Raw genomic sequence first — 18,406 nt, forward strand, 5'->3', positions numbered from 1 at the left:
GATTGCCATCGGTGTCAGCCTGAGACGCAGCCTGTGACTGGCCTGCAGTTCGTAGCCCGGATGAAATCCGGGGAGGCAGGAAGAGGCGGATTGACGGCGCGACCTATGCTCTTTTCGCGGATAAATCCGCTCCTACAGGCTAGCTGTGGATAAGAGGACGGTGAGTGTAGAGCGCCTGGGTATGTGGTTTCACTTGCCAATACAGAAGCTGGAGAAGATGCGCCCCAGCAGATCATCGGAGCTGAAGGCGCCAGTGATCTCGCCCAGAGCTTGTTGGGCCATACGCAGATCCTCGGCCAGCAGCTCGCCAGCGCCCATCAGGGTGAGCTGATTGCGGCCGTGCTCGAGGTGCTGCTGCGCCTGCAGCAACGCTTCGAGGTGGCGCCGCCGAGCGCTGAAGCCGCTCTCGGCGGTCTGCTGATAGCCCATGCAGGCTTTCAGGTGCTCGCGCAGCAGTTCCAGGCCATCGGCTGATTTGGCTGACAGGCTGAGGGTGACGTGGCCATCGGCGCTGGTTTCAAGTGTTACTGCCTCGCCGGAGAGATCGGCCTTGTTACGGATCAGGGTGACGTGTGCCGGGTCCGGGCGCTGGTCCAGAAACTCTGGCCACAGGGCAAAGGGATCAGCGGCTTCCGGCGCGGTGGAGTCCACTACCAGCAACACGCGATCCGCTTCGCTGATGGCCTTGAGGGCACGCTCCACGCCTATGCGCTCGACCTGATCATCGGTATCACGCAGGCCGGCGGTGTCGACCACGTGCAGGGGCATGCCGTCTATGTGGATATGTTCGCGCAGCACATCGCGGGTGGTGCCGGCGATATCGGTGACGATGGCCGCTTCACGGCCGGCCAGGGCATTGAGCAGGCTGGATTTGCCGGCATTGGGCCGGCCGGCGATGACCACGGTCATGCCGTCGCGCAGCAGGGCGCCCTGGCCCGCTTCGCGCAATACTGTGGATAAGTCGTCGCGCACGCCGTCGAGCTGGCTCAGCACATGGCCATCGGCGAGAAAGTCGATCTCTTCATCGGGAAAATCGATGGCGGCTTCGACGTAGATGCGTAGCTGGATCAAGGACTCGGTCAGTGCATGCACGCGTTTGGAGAACTCGCCCTGCAGCGAACGCAGTGCATTGCGTGCGGCCTGTTCGGAGCTGGCTTCGATCAGATCGGCGATGGCCTCGGCTTGAGCCAGGTCGAGCTTGTCATTGAGGAAGGCACGTTCGCTGAACTCACCAGGACGCGCCAGGCGCGCCCCCAACGCCATGCAGCGGCGCAGCAGCAGATCGAGCACCACCGGGCCACCGTGGCCCTGAAGTTCCAGTACGTCTTCACCAGTGAAGGAGTTGGGGCCGGGAAAGTAGATGGCCAGACCTTCATCCAGCGTCAGCTCGCTCTCGCCATAGAACGGCCCGTGATGAGCGAAGCGTGGCTTCAACTCGCGCCTGCAGATGGCCTGAGCCAATTGACCGGCCAGTGGACCAGATACCCGCACGATACCCACACCACCCCGACCTTGGGCGGTGGCGACGGCTGCGATGGTATCTCGGGCGTGGTTCATGGCGGTTTACTCGATGTTTACGGGGCTAGTAGGCTCGAGGGATAAAAGCTGTGGATAACAGCGATTCGCGAGCAGAGCTCGCTCCTACGACAAATGCTTGGATAGCAAAACGCCCCAATCATGGGGCGTTTGCTTGATGCTTGGAAGCCTTGGCGAATCAGGCGTTGGCCGGTTTCGCTGCCGCTTCGATCTTGCGCGTAATGTACCACTGCTGGGCGATGGACAGGCAGTTGTTGACCACCCAGTACAGCACCAGACCTGCCGGGAACCACAGGAAGAAGAAGGTGAAGATGATCGGCATCAACTTCAGCACGCGGGCCTGCATGGGGTCCGGCGGCGTCGGGTTGAGCTGCTGCTGGATGAACATGGTCGCGCCCATGATGATCGGCAGGATGAAGAACGGATCCTTGATCGACAGGTCAGTGATCCACAGCAGCCAGGGCGCCTGACGCATCTCGACGGATTCCAGCAGCACCCAGTAGAGGGCGAGGAACACCGGCATTTGCACCAGGATCGGCAGGCAGCCGCCCAGCGGGTTGATCTTTTCTTTCTTGTACAGCTCCATCATCGCCTGGGACATCTTCTGGCGATCGTCACCGTGCTGCTCTTTCAGCGCCTGCAGTTTCGGCGATACGGCACGCATACGCGCCATGGAGCGGTAGCTGGCAGCCGACAGCGGGAAGAAGATCAGCTTGATGATGATGGTCAGGACAATGATCGACCAACCCCAGTTGCCGAGCACGCCATGGATCACTTCCAGCAGCCAGAAGATCGGCTGCGCGAGGAACCACAGGAAGCCGTAGTCGACGGTCAGCTCCAGCCCCGGGGACAGGGTGCCCAGGTGCTCCTGCAGCTTTGGACCGGCATAGAGGATCGCGCCAGTTTCGCCCTGCGTGCCGGCAGCGACCTGCACGGACGGGCCGGTGAAGCCGACGATGTAGTTACCCTGGCTGTCCTTGCGGGTCTGTACCAGGTTGGTGCTGTCCTTGCTCGGCACCCAGGCGGTGACGAAGTAGTGCTGCAGCCAGGCGACCCAGCCGCCCTGCACGGTTTCCTTGAAGGACTGCTTGTCGATGTCCTTCATCGACACCTTCTTGTACGGCTCGTCGGCGGTCCAAAGTGCCGCGCCGAGGTAGGTAGCGGTGCCGGTAGCGGTGGTCGAGGACGGGTCGCCGCTGTTGTCGCGCTTGAGCTGGGCGAACAGGTTGCCGCTCCAGGCTTGCGCGCTCTGGTTGTCGATCAGGTAACGCACGTCGACCTGATAGGCGGACGGATCGATGCAGCCAGGCTTCTTCAACTGTTGCTCACGCGCCGAGCACTGTGGGTTGAGGCCGCGTTTGAAGCTGTAGCGCTTGATGTAGTTGACGCCGTTCTCGCTGAATGTGAGATCGACCACCAGGCTGTCCTGGCCTTCGGCCAGTTCGTAGTTCTGCTTCTCGCTGCTCCACAGGGAACGACCGCTGGATTTATCCGGCGCGTTCTGACCGATCAGGCCGCTCTGTGCCAGGTAGGTACGCTCGTTGCCGTTATCGAACAGCTGGAACGGAACGTCCGGGCGGTCCTGACGACGCGGGTACTGCGGCAGACGCAGCTGCACGATATCGCCACCACGCGGGTCGATGGCCAGGTCCAGCACATCGGTCTTGACGCGAATCAGCTCGTCGCTGACAGCGGCGGTAGGCGCAACGGCAGCAGCAGTGGGCTCGGCCACGGCAGTGGGGATGTCGTCGCCGCCGGTGCTGGCGGTTGCAGCAGGTGTGTCGGGCAGGGCAGGCGTCGCAGCGGTCGAGGTACTAACCTCGGCTGGCAGGGCAGCCTGGCCATAGTCCTCGTTCCATTGCAGGACCATGAGGTAGGACACGACTGCCAGGGCGACGATCAGGATCGAACGTTGGATATCCATGATTATTCGGCCATCGAAGGGGAACGGGATTTTTTAACGGGTGGAACTGGATCGAAACCGCCGGGATTCCAGGGGTGACAGCGACCGAGACGGCGCGCTGTCAGCCAGCCACCACACAGGAAGCCATGTTGCTCGATGGCTTCGTAGGCATAGCAGGAGCAGCTGGGATAGAAGCGACAATGACTGGCCATCAGCGGACTGATGGCGTAGCGATAAACCTGAATACAGGCTAGAGCCGCTTTACGCATGGGGATTGTCGCTTGTCCCGGGGGATAAGTCTGCGTCGCGACTGGGCCGGCTTCGGGCCAAGCGTTTCCAGAGTTTGCCGAACTGCTGAGCAAGTTCGCCATTCTCCAGATCACCTAGCCCTTTGCGGGCGACCACCACGATGTCCCAGCCTGTCAGGTTGTCCTGATTGAGGCGAAAGGACTCGCGGATTTGACGCTTGATGCGGTTGCGCTCGACGGCGAGCTTGACGCTCTTTTTGCCGATCACCAAACCTAGGCGGGGATGATCAAGCTGGTTATCGCGCGCTAGCAGCAGGACACTTTTGCCCGGAGCTTTACCGCTTGGGGAGTCGAAGACTGCCTTGAATTGCCGGGGAGTCAGCAGTCGCTTTTCCCGGCCGAAGCCTCGACTCACCACCTGTCTGGATGAATTAGACAGTCAGACGCTTGCGGCCCTTGGCGCGACGACGCGACAGGACGGCACGGCCGTTCTTGGTGGCCATGCGGGCACGGAAACCGTGGGTGCGAGCGCGCTTGATGGTGCTGGGTTGGAAAGTGCGTTTCATGGTGCGTTACCTGGGTGATCGACTAGGGTCGGAATGACCCTGGTTTAAAGAGACCGGCAATTCTAGAGAAAGCCGCGCGGTAGGTCAATTTCCAACCAACCTTATTCGCCAGATAGAAATAGAAAGAAGGAAAAGGGTTTAAAGCTCTTTTTCTATGTTTATGTTGAATGGTGCTGCCAGCGTCTGTGGACAACCCTTTGGCTGCAGCGCCCTGCTTGCTCATCCGGTGATGATAAGTCTGTCCAAAAGGCGTGGTTCGTCTGTGCGTGTCCTGCAGACAGCCTGAGGATAGAATGCCGTGTTACCCACAGCAGGGTTATCCGCCCGTTCATCCCCAGGCTTTTACAGAAGCTTACGGGGTGCTTATCCACAAGGCTTACGCAGCTACTGATAAGTCTGATGAATGGAACTAAGGCTTTGATTTTACTTGGCCATCTAGTCCCTGCTGTGTGGATAACTCGGTCGTTGGCCGTTACAATGGCGGCTGTTTTTGCATCGCCGCCTGGATAGGGGATAGTCAGTGTCAGTGGAACTATGGCAGCAATGCGTCGAGCTTTTGCGCGACGAGTTGCCAGCCCAGCAATTCAACACCTGGATCCGTCCTCTGCAGGTCGAAGCCGAAGGCGACGAGCTGCGCGTGTATGCGCCGAATCGTTTCGTACTCGATTGGGTCAACGAGAAGTACCTGAGCCGTTTGCTCGAGTTGCTCGGTGAGCGCGCTGGTGGTCTGGTTCCTGCGCTTTCCTTATTAATAGGCAGCAAGCGTGCAGCGACTGCCCGAGTCGCGCCAACGGCCCCTTTGCCTGCTGCTGCGCGTGCCGCTCAGGTTCAGGCCGCCGCATCCGTCAGCAAGCCGGTGCCGCCGCCTGCACAGCAGGAACCGTCGCGTGCCAGCTTCGACTCCATGGGCGGCTCCGCGCCACAACCGCCGACCCCCGCGGTGGCGCCACGCACCGAACGTACCGTACAGGTCGAAGGTGGCCTCAAGCACACCAGCTACCTCAACCGCACCTTTACCTTCGATAACTTCGTCGAGGGTAAGTCGAACCAGTTGGCGCGCGCGGCCGCCTGGCAGGTGGCGGACAACCCCAAGCACGGTTACAACCCGTTGTTCCTGTATGGCGGCGTTGGTCTGGGCAAGACTCACCTGATGCATGCTGTGGGTAATCACCTGTTGGCGAAGAACCCTAACGCCAAGGTCGTGTACCTGCACTCCGAGCGCTTCGTCGCCGACATGGTCAAGGCGTTGCAGCTCAACGCCATCAACGAATTCAAACGCTTCTATCGTTCGGTCGATGCGCTGCTGATCGACGACATCCAGTTCTTCGCCAAGAAGGAGCGTTCCCAGGAGGAGTTCTTCCACACCTTCAACGCGCTGCTCGAAGGGGGTCAGCAGGTGATTCTCACCAGCGACCGTTACCCGAAAGAGATCGAAGGTTTGGAAGAGCGCTTGAAGTCGCGCTTCGGCTGGGGCCTGACCGTGGCGGTCGAGCCCCCTGAGCTGGAAACCCGCGTGGCGATCCTGATGAAGAAGGCCGACCAGGCCAAGGTAGATCTGCCGCACGATGCCGCGTTCTTCATCGCCCAGCGCATTCGCTCCAACGTGCGCGAACTGGAAGGCGCGCTGAAGCGTGTGATCGCCCACTCGCACTTCATGGGTCGCGACATCACCATCGAGCTGATCCGCGAGTCGCTCAAGGATCTGCTGGCCCTGCAGGACAAGCTGGTCAGCATCGATAATATTCAGCGCACCACCGCTGAGTACTACAAGATCAAAATCACCGATCTGCTTTCCAAGCGTCGGTCGCGCTCGATCGCCCGGCCGCGTCAGGTGGCCATGGCATTGTCGAAGGAACTGACCAATCACAGCCTGCCGGAAATCGGTGTGGCCTTCGGCGGTCGCGATCACACCACGGTGTTGCACGCATGCCGTAAGATTGCTGAACTTAGGGGATCCGACGCGGACATCCGCGAGGACTACAAGAACCTGCTGCGCACCCTGACTACCTGATCAAATCAATGCAGCTCCACGAGGCAAGGGACTAGACCATGCATTTCACTATTCAACGCGAAGCCCTGTTGAAACCCCTGCAACTGGTCGCCGGTGTCGTGGAACGACGCCAGACGCTGCCGGTTCTGTCCAACGTCCTGCTGGTGGTCGAAGGCCAGCAGCTGTCGCTTACCGGTACCGACCTCGAGGTCGAACTGGTTGGCCGCGTCACACTCGAAGATGCCGCCGAACCGGGTGAAATTACCGTGCCGGCGCGCAAGCTGATGGACATCTGCAAAAGCCTGCCGAGCGACGCGCTGATCGATATTCGTGTCGACGAGCAGAAGCTGCTGGTCAAGGCCGGGCGCAGCCGTTTCACTCTGTCGACGCTGCCGGCCAACGACTTTCCTACCGTCGAGGAAGGTCCGGGGTCGCTGACCTTCAACCTGCCGCAAGCCAAGCTGCGTCGTTTGATCGAACGTACCAGCTTCGCCATGGCCCAGCAGGATGTGCGCTACTACCTCAACGGCATGCTCCTGGAAGTACAGAGCGGTCTGCTGCGAGCGGTCGCTACCGACGGTCACCGTCTGGCCATGTGCTCCATGGAAGCGATCATCCAGCAGGAAGGCAAGCATCAGGTCATCGTGCCGCGCAAAGGTATTCTCGAACTGGCTCGCCTACTCACCGAGCAGGACGCCGAAGTCGCCATCGTTCTCGGTCAGCATCACATCCGTGCCAACACCGGCGAGTTCACCTTCACCTCGAAACTGGTCGACGGCAAGTTCCCGGATTACGAGCGCGTGCTGCCGCGTGGTGGTGACAAACTGGTGCTGGCGGATCGTCAGGGCCTGCGCGAAGCCTTCAGCCGCACCGCGATTCTGTCCAACGAGAAGTACCGTGGCATTCGCCTGACCCTGGCGTCTGGTCTGCTGAAGATTCAAGCCAACAACCCTGAGCAGGAAGAGGCCGAGGAAGAGATCGTTGTCGACTATGCGGGCAGCGGCCTGGAGATCGGTTTCAACGTCAGCTATCTGCTGGATGTGCTGGGCGTGATGGGCACCGAGCAGGTGCGCCTGATCCTCTCCGACTCCAACAGCAGTGCCCTGCTGCAGGAAGCCGACAACGACGATTCTGCCTACGTTGTCATGCCGATGCGTCTTTAATGTCCCTAAGCCGTATCACGGTCACCGCGGTGCGCAATCTGCACCCGGTGACCCTCTCCCCCTCCTCCCGCATCAACATCCTCCACGGCGCCAACGGCAGCGGCAAGACCAGCGTGCTCGAGGCGATCCATCTGCTCGGCCTCGCCCGCTCCTTCCGCAGCACCCGCCTGCAGCCGGTCATCCATTACGAGCAACCCGCCTGTACCATTTTCGGTCAGGTGCAGTTGGCCGAAGGCGGCTCCAGCAATCTGGGTATCTCTCGCGATCGTCAGGGTGAGCTGCAGATTCGTATCGATGGGCAGAACGCGCGTAGCGCTGCGCAGCTAGCCGATCTGTTGCCACTACAGCTGATAAACCCCGATAGCTTTCGACTGCTTGAAGGTGCACCGAAGATTCGCCGGCAGTTTCTCGATTGGGGTGTGTTCCACGTGGAACATCGCTTTCTCGGCGCCTGGCAACGCCTGCAGAAAGCCCTGCAGCAGCGGAACTCGTGGCTGCGCCATGGTACACTTGACGGTGCTTCGCAGGCCGCATGGGACCGCGAACTATGCAGTGCCAGCGAGGAAATCGACACCTACCGACGTGCCTATATTCAGGCCCTGAAACCGGTGTTCGAACGGACCCTGGCCGAGCTGCTGGAGCTGGAAGGACTGACCCTGAGTTATTACCGCGGTTGGGACAAGGATCGGGAATTGAGCGAAGTGCTCGCCACATCCCTCCTCCGCGACCAGCAACTCGGGCATACCCAGGCCGGACCGCAGCGCGCTGATTTGCGTCTGCGACTGGCGGGGCACAACGCGGCAGAGATTCTGTCGCGAGGACAACAGAAACTGGTGGTGTGCGCTTTGCGCATCGCCCAGGGCCACTTGGTCAACGAAGCCAAGCGTGGCCAGTGTATCTATCTGGTGGACGACCTACCGTCGGAGCTGGATGAACAGCATCGTCAGGCATTGTGCCGGCTGCTGGAAGATTTGCGCTGCCAGGTGTTCATCACCTGTGTAGATCATGAATTGTTGAGGGAAGGCTGGCAGACGGATACGCCGGTTGCCATGTTCCACGTGGAACATGGCCGTATCACCCAGACCCAAGACCATCGGGAGTGAAGGCATGAGCGAGAACCAAACGTACGACTCCTCCAGCATCAAGGTGCTGAAAGGACTGGACGCCGTACGCAAACGTCCCGGGATGTACATCGGTGACACTGACGATGGTAGTGGTCTGCACCACATGGTGTTCGAGGTGGTCGACAACTCGATCGACGAAGCGCTGGCAGGCTACTGCAGTGAAATCACCATCACCATCCACCCGGATGAATCGATCAGTGTGCGCGATAACGGCCGTGGTATCCCGGTCGACATGCACAAGGAAGAAGGCGTCTCGGCGGCCGAGGTCATCATGACCGTGCTTCACGCCGGCGGTAAGTTCGATGACAACAGCTACAAGGTATCCGGCGGCCTGCATGGCGTGGGTGTCTCGGTGGTGAACGCCCTCTCCAAGGAGCTGGTGCTGACCATCCGCCGTAGCGGCAAGATCTGGGAACAGACCTACGTGCATGGTGTACCGCAAGCGCCTCTGGCCGCTGTCGGTGACACCGACGGTACCGGTACGCAGATCCACTTCAAACCGTCCGAAGAGACCTTCGCCAACATCCACTTCAGCTGGGACATCCTGGCCAAGCGTCTGCGCGAACTGTCCTTCCTCAACTCCGGCGTGGGCATCCTGCTGCGCGACGAGCGCACCGGCAAGGAAGAGCTGTTCAAGTACGAAGGTGGTCTGAAGGCTTTCGTTGAGTACCTGAACACCAACAAGACCGTGGTCAACCAGGTGTTCCACTTCAACGTTCAGCGCGAAGAAGACGGCGTTGGTGTCGAAGTTGCCCTGCAGTGGAACGACAGCTTCAACGAGAACCTGCTTTGCTTCACCAACAACATTCCGCAGCGTGACGGTGGTACGCACCTGGCCGGTTTCCGTTCCGCCCTCACCCGCCACCTGAACAACTACATCGAGGCCGAAGGCCTGGCCAAGAAGTTCAAGGTTTCCACCACCGGTGACGATGCCCGCGAAGGTCTGACTGCGATCATCTCGGTCAAGGTGCCGGACCCGAAATTCAGCTCGCAGACCAAGGACAAACTGGTATCGAGCGAGGTAAAAACTGCGGTCGAACAGGAGATGGGCAAGTACTTCTCCGACTTCCTGCTGGAAAACCCCAACGAAGCCAAGGCCGTGGTCGGCAAGATGATCGATGCCGCGCGTGCCCGCGAAGCGGCTCGTAAAGCCCGTGAAATGACTCGCCGTAAAGGTGCACTGGACATTGCCGGCCTGCCCGGCAAACTGGCCGACTGCCAGGAAAAAGACCCGGCGCTGTCCGAACTCTACATCGTGGAGGGTGACTCCGCGGGCGGTTCTGCCAAGCAGGGCCGTAACCGCAAGACCCAGGCGATCCTGCCGCTCAAGGGCAAGATCCTCAACGTCGAACGCGCGCGCTTCGACCGCATGATTTCCTCGCAGGAAGTCGGCACGCTGATCACTGCGCTCGGCTGCGGCATTGGCCGTGATGAATACAACATCGACAAGCTGCGTTATCACAACATCATCATCATGACCGATGCTGACGTCGACGGTTCGCACATCCGTACCCTGCTGTTGACCTTCTTCTTTCGTCAGTTGCCGGAGTTGGTCGAGCGCGGCTACATCTATATCGCTCAGCCGCCGCTGTACAAGGTGAAGAAAGGCAAGCAGGAGCAGTACATCAAGGACGACGAGGCCATGGATGAATACATGACCCAGTCGGCCCTGGAAGACGCCAGCCTGCACGTCAACGAGAATGCCCCAGGCCTGTCTGGCGGCGCGCTGGAAAAGCTCGTGGGCGAATACCGTGGCGTGATGAAGACCCTGGATCGACTATCGCGTGTCTATCCCAAGGACATCACCGAGCACTTCGTCTATCTGCCGCGCATTCCGGTGGAGCAGCTCGCTGATCAGGCCTTCATGCAGAACTGGCTGGAAGGCTTCGCTGCACGTCTGAAGACTACCGAGAAGTCTGGCCAGACCTACAGTGCCAGTCTGCGTGAAGACCGCGAGCGTCACCTGTGGCTGCCGGAGGTCGAGGTCAAATCTCACGGCCTTTCCAGCTACACTACCTTCAACCGCGACTTCTTCGCCAGCAATGACTACAAGACCGTCACTACCCTGGGCGAACAGCTGAACAACTTGCTGGAAGAAGGCGCCTACGTGCAGCGTGGCGAGCGCAAGAAACCGGTCAGCACCTTCAAGGAAGCGCTGGACTGGCTGATGACCGAAAGCACCAAGCGTCACAGCATCCAGCGATACAAAGGTCTCGGTGAGATGAACCCGGATCAGTTGTGGGAAACCACCATGGACCCGGAAGTGCGCCGCATGCTCAAGGTGACCATCGAGGACGCCATCGCCGCCGACCAGATCTTCAACACCCTGATGGGCGATGCCGTGGAGCCGCGCCGCGACTTCATCGAGTCCAACGCCCTGGCGGTGTCGAATCTGGACTTCTGATGTTGTGGCAAAAGGCTTACATGGAGAGGCGCAACTGACCTCTCCCGTTGCCTGCGCAGGCTAGCTAATCTACACACACATACCGGGAACTGGATGTCCCGAGTCACGGAAGACAGACCGCGCCAGGATGGCAAACGACAGGATGTCGGAAGGTCATGAAAAACCCGCTTCGGCGGGTTTTTTGTTGCCTGCAGGAAAGTCAGGCGACGCTGAACGCTGGTAGCCAGGTATGACTCAGGTCTGCCAGAAGAAAGCTGTTGGCCTTCCGGGGATCTCCAGTAAATCCGAGCCCCTCCCTCAGTCCGCTGTGGCCAGGACCTGTGTGTTACGCCCGGCATGCTTGGCTCGATAGAGCGCGGCGTCGGCCTTCAGCAGCATGCCAGTGATGTCCTCGGCGACGGGGCTGGTGCTGCCGTAAACACCGGCGCTGAAGCTCAAGGCGATGTTCTTGTCGTCGACCTGCGCCGGGTGCTGAGTCAGGGATTGGCGGAGCTGATCGACCAACTCCAGCGCGCCGCTGGCGTCGGTGCCGGGCAGAATCAGCAGGAATTCCTCACCACCATAACGACCGATGCTGTCGTTGCGCCGCAGCCGCTGCTGAAGATGGTCCGCGCAGTGCCTGAGCACGTCATCGCCGACCAGGTGGCCGTGGCTGTCGTTGATCTGCTTGAAGTGATCCAGATCGAGCATGGCGATGGACAGCGGCGTGTGTTGGCGGCGGGCACGCTCCAGCTCGTCGGTGAGTTGTTCGAGTATCGCCAGGCGATTGGGCAGCCTGGTGAGCGTGTCGCGCAGGGCGGTCTGGCGCAGCTCCGATTCGATGCGCTCGCGCGACAGCAGCACCAGGCCGAAGGAGAACATGATGATGGTGGCGGCACCGAGGGCGACCGATACCGTCTGCTTCAGGTTGCTGACGTCGTAGTGCATCTCTGCCGGCGCACCGCTGAGGATGACCACCACACGAATGCCCAGGCCGAACAGGCTGATGCCAGCACCGATCATCAGGATTCGGTGGGCACGCCCGCCGGACACGGCATGGGTGCGGCTCAGGCGCAGGATGACCAGGCATTGCGTGAACAGCAGCAGGCAGGCTACCAGTTGGCGGGGTTCCTGGGTATCGATCAGCAGGCTTAGCAACGCGCCCAGCAGCAGCGGGAAGGCGAAGGCCAGTCGCCAGGGCGGGCGTCGGCCGTGGATCAGCGGCAGGCTGACCGTGTAGAACGCCAGCGCGGTGGACAGCAAGGTGTTGGCCAGCACGTAGCTGATCCACATCGATACCTGACCGAACAGGGTGAAGCCAATGTAGGCCAGCGCATGGGAGAGCATGCCCAGTCCAGTGGTGAGCATGCCGTCGCGATGACGCAACTGGCCGACCAGGATCAGGCAACTGCCCATGATCACGGCGACCAGCGCGACGGCTCCGAACAGTGTCTGGGTGTGGGCGATCATGTCGGCCTTCTTGTTCTCTGGAGTTGCTTAACTCTAGTGCAATCCTCTGCCCCAGTACTTGCGCCAGATCAGGCCCACCAGTAGCGCACCATATGGAAGAAAACCGGCGCGGCGAAGCACACCGAGTCCAGGCGATCCAGCATACCGCCGTGGCCTTCGATCATGTGGCCCCAGTCCTTCACCCCGCGGTCGCGTTTGATCGCCGACATCACCAGGCCGCCGGCGAAGCCGAGGATGCACACCAGCAGCGCGAACAGTGCGGCCTGCCAGAACGCGAACGGCGTGATCCAGCACAGCATGGCGCCAATCAGCGTGGCCAGCGCTACGCCGCCGACAAAGCCTTCCACGGTTTTCGAGGGTGACAGGTTGGGCGCGATCTTGTGTTTGCCGGCCAGCTTGCCGCAGACGTACTGCAGCACGTCGGAGAGCTGCACGACGATGATCAGCCAGGCGATCAGCAGCAGGTTGCGCCCCTCATAGCCGGGAATATCCAAAGTCAGCAGAGCAGGTACAGAGGAAATGCAGTAAACGGCGATCATCAAGCCCCACTGCACCTTGGCCGCACGCTCGAGGTAGCGGGTGGTGTCGCCGCCCAGCGAAGCCAGGATCGGCAACAGCAGGAACAGATAGACCGGGATGAAGATGGCGAACAGGCCGTACCAGCCGAAAGCGATCAGCAGGTACTGCATCGGCAGGGCGAAGTAGAAGGCCGCCACTAGCGCCGGGTAATCGCTGCGCCGGGTCGGCGTCAGGGTCATGAACTCGCGCAGGGCATAGAAGGAGACGAAGTAGAACAGCAGGATCACGCCATTGTTGCCGAACAGGAAGGCGATGCCGATCACCAGCACCATCACCCACCAGGCATTGATCCGCGCGTTGAGGTTGTCGATCACCGGGTTGGGCTGATCGCCACTGCGCCGCTTGAGGACGAAGCCGACCAGGCTGGCCAGCAACAACAGGGCACCGATACCGGCGAACAGCAGCAAAGTGTTGTTATCCATCTCAGGCCTCCTCGGGTGCCAGTGCCAGCAGGGCGTTACGCGCGCGTTCCAGGAAGGCGTCTTTGCCCTCCCCCTCGATGGGCTCCAGCGCCGCACCGAAGCTCAGGGTGCACAGCAGCGGCAGCGGCAGCGCCCTGCCCTTGGGCATCACCCGGTTGAGGTTGGCGATCCACACCGGCACCAGCTCCACGTCCGGGCGCGCCTGAGCCAGGTGATAAAGGCCGCTTTTGAAGGACAGCAAGGGCTCGTCGCCGAGATTGCGCGTGCCCTCGGGGAAGATGATCAGCGAGTCGCCGCCGTCCAGCGCGTCGAGCATCGCCTGCAGCGGGTTGGCGCCTTCCTTGCGCTCGCGGTCGACCAGCACGCCGTTGAATACCTTGTTGATCAGGAAGCTGCGCACGCCCGGTTTCTGCCAGTAGTCGGCGCCGGCCACCGGCCGGGTGCGCTTGCGCAGCTCCGGCGGCAGCGAGGCCCAGAGCAGGACGAAGTCGCCGTGGCTGCTGTGGTTGGCGTAGTACAGGCGCTGGGTCGCCTGCGCGGTACTGCCGAGCCAAAGGGCTCGTGCGCCGGTCAGCAGGCGAGCTGCCGAGGTGATGGCGAAAGCGGTCAATGCGGCGAGCATGGCGACTCCTTAAGCGAGAACGATGAAGAACCCGAGTACGACGATGACGATCTGTAGCAACAGGCATAGGGCCTGTTTGCGCAGCAGGCCGAGTGCGCCCTGAGATCGAAGGCTCCAGCTGCGGCCAGCCTGTTGCGCATTTTGCAGGCCAAGATTCTGTAGGGCCTGATCCAGCGCATGAGTCTGGCTGTCGAGCTGTTCTCCGGCTTCAGCCAGGCGTTGGAACAGCTCGGCGTCTAGCGCCACGCGCAACGCCCAGTATTTTTCGGCCAGGCCGGCGATCAGCAGCACGGCGCAGAGCAGCGCCAGGATCAGGCTGGGCGGTGCACCCAGCCAAGGTGCCAGGCCGAAGAGCACGGCGACCAGGCTTAGCGCGCTGGAGCAATGATCGAGGCTGCGGCCACGTCGTAACAGTGCCGCGACCAGCAGCAGATCAGCCTGCATGAGCGACCTCCAACCCCGGTTGTGCATCGACCATGGATTGCAGCGCGGCCAGATGCTGCGGGCCGAGCACGACCTGTGGCCGCGCCTGGCGGATCAGCGCCACGGCCGCATCCACGCCCTGGCAGCGGCCGCTATGCAGCAGCCAGGCCGCCACGGCGGTGGCACTGCGCGAGTAGCCCAGTGCACAGCACACCAGCACTGGGCCCTTGTGGCGCAGGTTTTCTATGGCCTCGGCGGCGCGTTGGCAGGTCAGCGCATCCGGCGCCACCAGATCCAGTGACGGTAGGCTGCAGTAGTTCTGTGGCGTGTGCTGCAGCGGCAGCTCGGCGCAGAGGTCGACCAGGGCGGCATAACCACCGAGATCGCCCATGGCGGGCAGGCGGCCGAGGTCGATGCCCTCCACGATCTGGCTGGGCGCTGGCTTGCGAAACGTCCACAACCGCGAATTGATCCAGGCACCGAGCAGATAGGGGGCGAGCAACGTCGTGGCGGCTGGGCTGAGGCGCCCATTGGCCTGCTTCTGGAAACCGCCAGCACCGAACAGCTGGTAGTTGAGCGCAACCAGCGCCAGTGAAGCCGCCGGCCAGAACAGCCACAGCCAGGCACCGCCCAGCTTGACGGCCAGCACGGCGCATAGCGTTGCGCCAAGCCCGTAGCGCAGTGCCAGGCGCCAACGGCGCGGATCGCTGGCCAGGCGTATCTGCTTCAGCGGCGTATCGCCCTGCAGCGGCAGCAGCCATAGACAGAAGAAGCCGGCCAGCGCCCCGGTGGGCAGATCGATGAAGTGGTGCTGCCAGGTGGTCAGCACGGAGATGCCGATCAGCGCCATCCAGCCGTGCAGCAGGCCACGCCAGAACAGCCCGCGGATGTGATTGGCGAACATCGCCCAGATGATCACCAGCAGGGTGATATGCAGCGAAGGCGCCTGGTTGAAGGGTTTGTCGAAGCCCATCAGCACGTCGAACATCAGGCCGAAGGTGCCGTCCAGGGGCGGCCGCTCGAAGGTGAAGCGCAGCGGCCAGAGCAGAAAGCAGGCCACGCAGATCACCTGTGCGGCGAGCAGGCGCAGGGCATGGCGATCCATCTCGCGACGGCAAGCCGGCAACAGGAAGGACAGTCCGTAGAGCAGGTCGATAGACCAGTACGGCACGATGGTCCATGGCCAGAGTGGAATCTGCGGCTCCCAGGCGAAGACCAGGCTGCCGACGTCCTCGCGTTGCCCGGTGAACCAGTTGGCGAAGCCGTAGCTGGCGAAGAACAGCGGGCCGAGCAACAGCAGCCAGAGTACGCCGCGCTTCCACAATCCCTGTTCGCGCGCGCTATCCATCACTTTACCCGCTGCGCCAGGGACACGCTGAAGATGCCCCACTGGTCGATACGCTGTGCCACCTTGCGGAAACCAGCTGCTTCCACCAACTGATCCATCTCCGCCTGGCTACGCCGGCGCATGACCCAGGCCTGGCCATCGCGGTGGCTGGTCAGGGCGCGAGCGATCAGCTCCAGTTGCGGGTGCCAGGGCTGGCCGGTGTAGACCAGGTAGCCGCCCTCCTCGACGGCGGCTGCCAGTCCGGCCAGCGAGTCGCCGACCATCTGGTTGCTGCCGAACAGCTCGTACAGGCCGGAGACCACTGCCAGGGTCGGCTTCGGCTCGAGCGCGGCCAGGTCTTCACGGTCGAAGGCATCGCCTTTGACGAAGCGGGCTATGTCGCCCAGGCCCTTTTGTTGGATCAGTGCATTGCCGTCACGCACGTTGATGTCGCTGTAGTCGCGCAGCAGGATCGCGTCGGGGCGCTGCTCCTGGCCTTCCAGCGATTCAAGGATGTAGCGGCCATGGCCTGCAGCGATATCGACGATGCGCACTGCCTTGCCCGCCTCGCGCAACCTGGCCATGGCCAGGCGCAGCAGCTCTTCGGCGTGCAGCTTGCGCTGACGAATGCCACGCCAGCCGATGGAATCCAGATAGTTCTGGTCGATCAGGCGGCCCAGCGCGCCCTTGCCGGTCGGCTGGTTGCGGTAGACATAATCGAGCGTGCTGCCGGAATCGAAGCCGGTGTCGAAGCCCAGCTTCACTCCTTCGGATAGCGTGCTACCCAGGCGCATGCCGGCACGGGTGGCGCGCCAGTAAAGGTCGCGCAGCGAATTTTTCGGCAGCGGTGCGGCCAGTTTCTCGGCCTCGGCGCAGGTGGCGCCCAGGCGGTCGGCATCGAGCAGCGAGGGGCGCGTCACCGGCTCCTCGAAGTTGCGCAGGATAAAGCGCCGCGCGCGGCTCAGGGCATGGGCGCGGTCGCGCTCGCCGAGGGTGTCATGGAAGAAACCCGGTAGCAGGTGCTTTTCCTTGCGCAGGCTGCCGAGGCGCTCGAAGAAGTCCTCCTGCGGTTTGCGATGAACGACGAAGTCGGCGCCGGAGATCAGCAGTTGGGTCGGCACCTGGATCGCCTGGGCGTCGGCGACGATGCGATCGGCGGCCTCGTACAGGCCGAGCAGCATGGTCACCGAGATCGGTCGGGCGATCAGCGAGTCGTTTTCGAAGGAGGCGATACGCTCGGGATCATGGCTAAGGAACCTCGCCTTCACGTAACTGTTGACGAAGAAGTTGCCACGCCAGGCGTGCAGCAGCTTCAGCCCAGGGCGGGCGAAGGGCACGTAGAGTTTGACCTTGAAGGCCGGCGAGGCGAGCACCAGGCAGCGCACCTTGGGCGCGTAGTCGTGGGCCCAGGTGGAAACGATCACCGCGCCGACGCTCTGCGCAACCACCGCCAGGTCCTGTTCGGCAATGGCGTGCTGGCTGCCGATATGCTCGACGAAGGTCTGCACGTCGCGCACGCTGGTGGCGAAGCTCGGGCTGTCGCCGCGTGCGCCGGGCGACAGGCCATGGCCACGGGCATCCCAGGCGAAGAAGTCGCAGTGCGGCAGCTCCAGTTCGTCCACCAGGTGGGCCATTCGCCCACCATGTTCGTGCCCACGGTGAAACAGCACCACGGCCTGGCGTGGGCCATCGGCAGGCGTCGTCGCCGGCCAGTGGCGATAGCTCAGCTCGACGCCGTCATGCGTGGTGAAGGTGTGCAGTTGTACGGGGCGCATGGAATCTCCTTATTCCGTAGGACGGGTCAGACCGCTTCGGCCAAACCCCGGCGAACGCGGTTGTAGAGGGTATAGAGCAGCAGGGCGAGGATCAGACCCAGCAGCAGATTGATCCACAAGGCCGGCAGCAGGCCCGTGGCGACGCCAGCGCCGAGCACGCCAAAGCAGAAGGCTCGGTCGCTCTTGCCCATCGGCCCGTCGTAGCGCCGTGAGGCGCCGACCATGGGGCCGAGCACGCCGGCGTATTCGCTGATCACCGCCAGCAGCACCACGAGGATCACCAGCAGCGGCGAGACGCCTGCCAGCAAGGCGAAGGGCAGATACAGGGCGCTGTCGGCGATCACGTCGCAGAGTTCATTGAGGTAGGCGCCGAGCTTCGATTGCTGGCCGAACTCGCGGGCGAGCATGCCGTCAACGGCGTTCAGCGCCATGCGCAGCAGCATCCACAGGGGAATCAGGGCGAATAGCCAGGTGATATGACTGCAGGCTGCGAGCAGGGTGCCCAGCAGCACGGAGACCAGGGCTGCAGCCAGAGTGACCTGGTTGGCGGTGACGCCGCGTGCGTAAAGGCGTTCGACGCCGGGACGTAGCAGGTTCTGGAAGGCCGGTTTGAGCTGGTAGATCGACGGCATGGCAGCGAATTCCTTTTCGTGTCCCATCTTCGGCCATTGCCGCGGGCGAGACTGTGAACCCATCGAGGTAGAAGCGGCTTTATCGACGGTCATGCGTAAGGCGGGTGCAACCCGCCAGAGCGCTGATGGCGGGTTGCACCCGCCCCTACTGAGGCGACAACTTATACCCTGTTAGGCGATTTTCCTAGCGCTGGTGATTCGCCAGGAAAATCAGTTCGATGCAGGCAATGATGGCGCTTTGCT

16 protein-coding genes are annotated in these 18,406 nt (G+C 61.9%); 4 read left to right on the plus strand and 12 right to left on the minus strand.

The annotated features are described in order from the left end of the window. Positions 1-189: 189 nt before the first annotated feature. From mnmE to rpmH, 5 genes are all read right to left on the minus strand, one after another. A complete protein-coding gene (mnmE, locus tag BLS08_RS00940; protein ID WP_090335918.1) occupies positions 190-1,557 on the minus strand; it encodes a tRNA uridine-5-carboxymethylaminomethyl(34) synthesis GTPase MnmE in 1,368 nt (455 codons plus the stop codon). 157 nt (positions 1,558-1,714) lie between these two features. Next, on the minus strand, positions 1,715-3,460 hold the full coding sequence (gene yidC / locus BLS08_RS00945) for a membrane protein insertase YidC (RefSeq protein WP_090335920.1): 1,746 nt from the start codon (positions 3,458-3,460) through the stop codon (positions 1,715-1,717). A gap of 2 nt (positions 3,461-3,462) precedes the next feature. Continuing rightward, on the minus strand, positions 3,463-3,708 hold the full coding sequence (gene yidD / locus BLS08_RS00950) for a membrane protein insertion efficiency factor YidD (protein ID WP_090335921.1): 246 nt from the start codon (positions 3,706-3,708) through the stop codon (positions 3,463-3,465). Next, entirely contained in the window at positions 3,701-4,105 is a 405-nt protein-coding gene (rnpA, locus tag BLS08_RS00955) for a ribonuclease P protein component (protein WP_036994791.1), read from the minus strand. The genes yidD and rnpA overlap by 8 nt, the downstream gene beginning before the upstream one ends. Positions 4,106-4,118: 13 nt before the next feature. Then, positions 4,119-4,253: a 50S ribosomal protein L34 gene (gene rpmH / locus BLS08_RS00960; protein WP_003246698.1), complete on the minus strand. Its 135-nt coding sequence runs from the start codon at positions 4,251-4,253 to the stop codon at positions 4,119-4,121. A 520-nt stretch (positions 4,254-4,773) separates the two neighbouring features. Between rpmH and dnaA the strand changes: the two genes are divergently transcribed. From dnaA to gyrB, 4 genes are read left to right on the plus strand one after another with little or no spacing between them, the layout of a single operon-like run. Next, complete coding sequence (gene dnaA, locus BLS08_RS00965; protein ID WP_026088505.1) at positions 4,774-6,264, plus strand: chromosomal replication initiator protein DnaA; 1,491 nt, start codon at positions 4,774-4,776, stop codon at positions 6,262-6,264. Between the two features lie 38 nt (positions 6,265-6,302). Then, on the plus strand, positions 6,303-7,406 hold the full coding sequence (dnaN, locus tag BLS08_RS00970; RefSeq protein WP_017676276.1) for a DNA polymerase III subunit beta: 1,104 nt from the start codon (positions 6,303-6,305) through the stop codon (positions 7,404-7,406). Continuing rightward, positions 7,406-8,509, plus strand: a complete 1,104-nt coding sequence (gene recF / locus BLS08_RS00975) for a DNA replication/repair protein RecF (RefSeq protein WP_090335923.1) — start codon at positions 7,406-7,408, stop codon at positions 8,507-8,509. The genes dnaN and recF overlap by 1 nt, the downstream gene beginning before the upstream one ends. Positions 8,510-8,513: 4 nt before the next feature. After that, a complete protein-coding gene (gene gyrB, locus BLS08_RS00980; RefSeq protein ID WP_017676278.1) occupies positions 8,514-10,934 on the plus strand; it encodes a DNA topoisomerase (ATP-hydrolyzing) subunit B in 2,421 nt (806 codons plus the stop codon). 297 nt (positions 10,935-11,231) lie between these two features. Here gyrB and BLS08_RS00985 read toward each other — a convergent pair whose 3' ends face one another. The 7 genes from BLS08_RS00985 to BLS08_RS01015 all read right to left on the minus strand — a co-directional run bounded on the left by BLS08_RS00985 (position 11,232) and on the right by BLS08_RS01015 (position 18,163). After that, positions 11,232-12,383, minus strand: coding sequence for a GGDEF domain-containing protein (locus BLS08_RS00985; protein WP_090335925.1), 1,152 nt, complete (start codon positions 12,381-12,383; stop codon positions 11,232-11,234). A gap of 68 nt (positions 12,384-12,451) precedes the next feature. Then, positions 12,452-13,384: a phosphatidate cytidylyltransferase gene (locus BLS08_RS00990; protein WP_017676280.1), complete on the minus strand. Its 933-nt coding sequence runs from the start codon at positions 13,382-13,384 to the stop codon at positions 12,452-12,454. 1 nt (position 13,385) lies between these two features. Beyond that, positions 13,386-14,006 carry a lysophospholipid acyltransferase family protein gene (locus tag BLS08_RS00995; RefSeq protein WP_017676281.1) on the minus strand — a complete coding sequence of 207 codons (621 nt, stop codon included), beginning with the start codon at positions 14,004-14,006 and terminating at the stop codon, positions 13,386-13,388. 9 nt (positions 14,007-14,015) lie between these two features. Next, entirely contained in the window at positions 14,016-14,450 is a 435-nt protein-coding gene (locus BLS08_RS01000) for a hypothetical protein (protein WP_017676282.1), read from the minus strand. After that, entirely contained in the window at positions 14,440-15,777 is a 1,338-nt protein-coding gene (locus BLS08_RS01005) for a phosphatase PAP2/dual specificity phosphatase family protein (RefSeq protein WP_017676283.1), read from the minus strand. Before BLS08_RS01005 ends, BLS08_RS01000 begins: the two co-directional genes overlap by 11 nt. Continuing rightward, positions 15,777-17,531 carry a bifunctional alpha/beta hydrolase/class I SAM-dependent methyltransferase gene (locus tag BLS08_RS01010; protein ID WP_017676284.1) on the minus strand — a complete coding sequence of 585 codons (1,755 nt, stop codon included), beginning with the start codon at positions 17,529-17,531 and terminating at the stop codon, positions 15,777-15,779. Before BLS08_RS01010 ends, BLS08_RS01005 begins: the two co-directional genes overlap by 1 nt. Before the next feature lie 26 nt (positions 17,532-17,557). Beyond that, positions 17,558-18,163: a CDP-alcohol phosphatidyltransferase family protein gene (locus tag BLS08_RS01015; RefSeq protein WP_017676285.1), complete on the minus strand. Its 606-nt coding sequence runs from the start codon at positions 18,161-18,163 to the stop codon at positions 17,558-17,560. Positions 18,164-18,406 lie beyond the last annotated feature (243 nt).

The sequence above is a fragment of the Ectopseudomonas chengduensis genome, assembly GCF_900102635.1.
Classification (GTDB): Bacteria; Pseudomonadota; Gammaproteobacteria; order Pseudomonadales; family Pseudomonadaceae; genus Aquipseudomonas; species Aquipseudomonas chengduensis.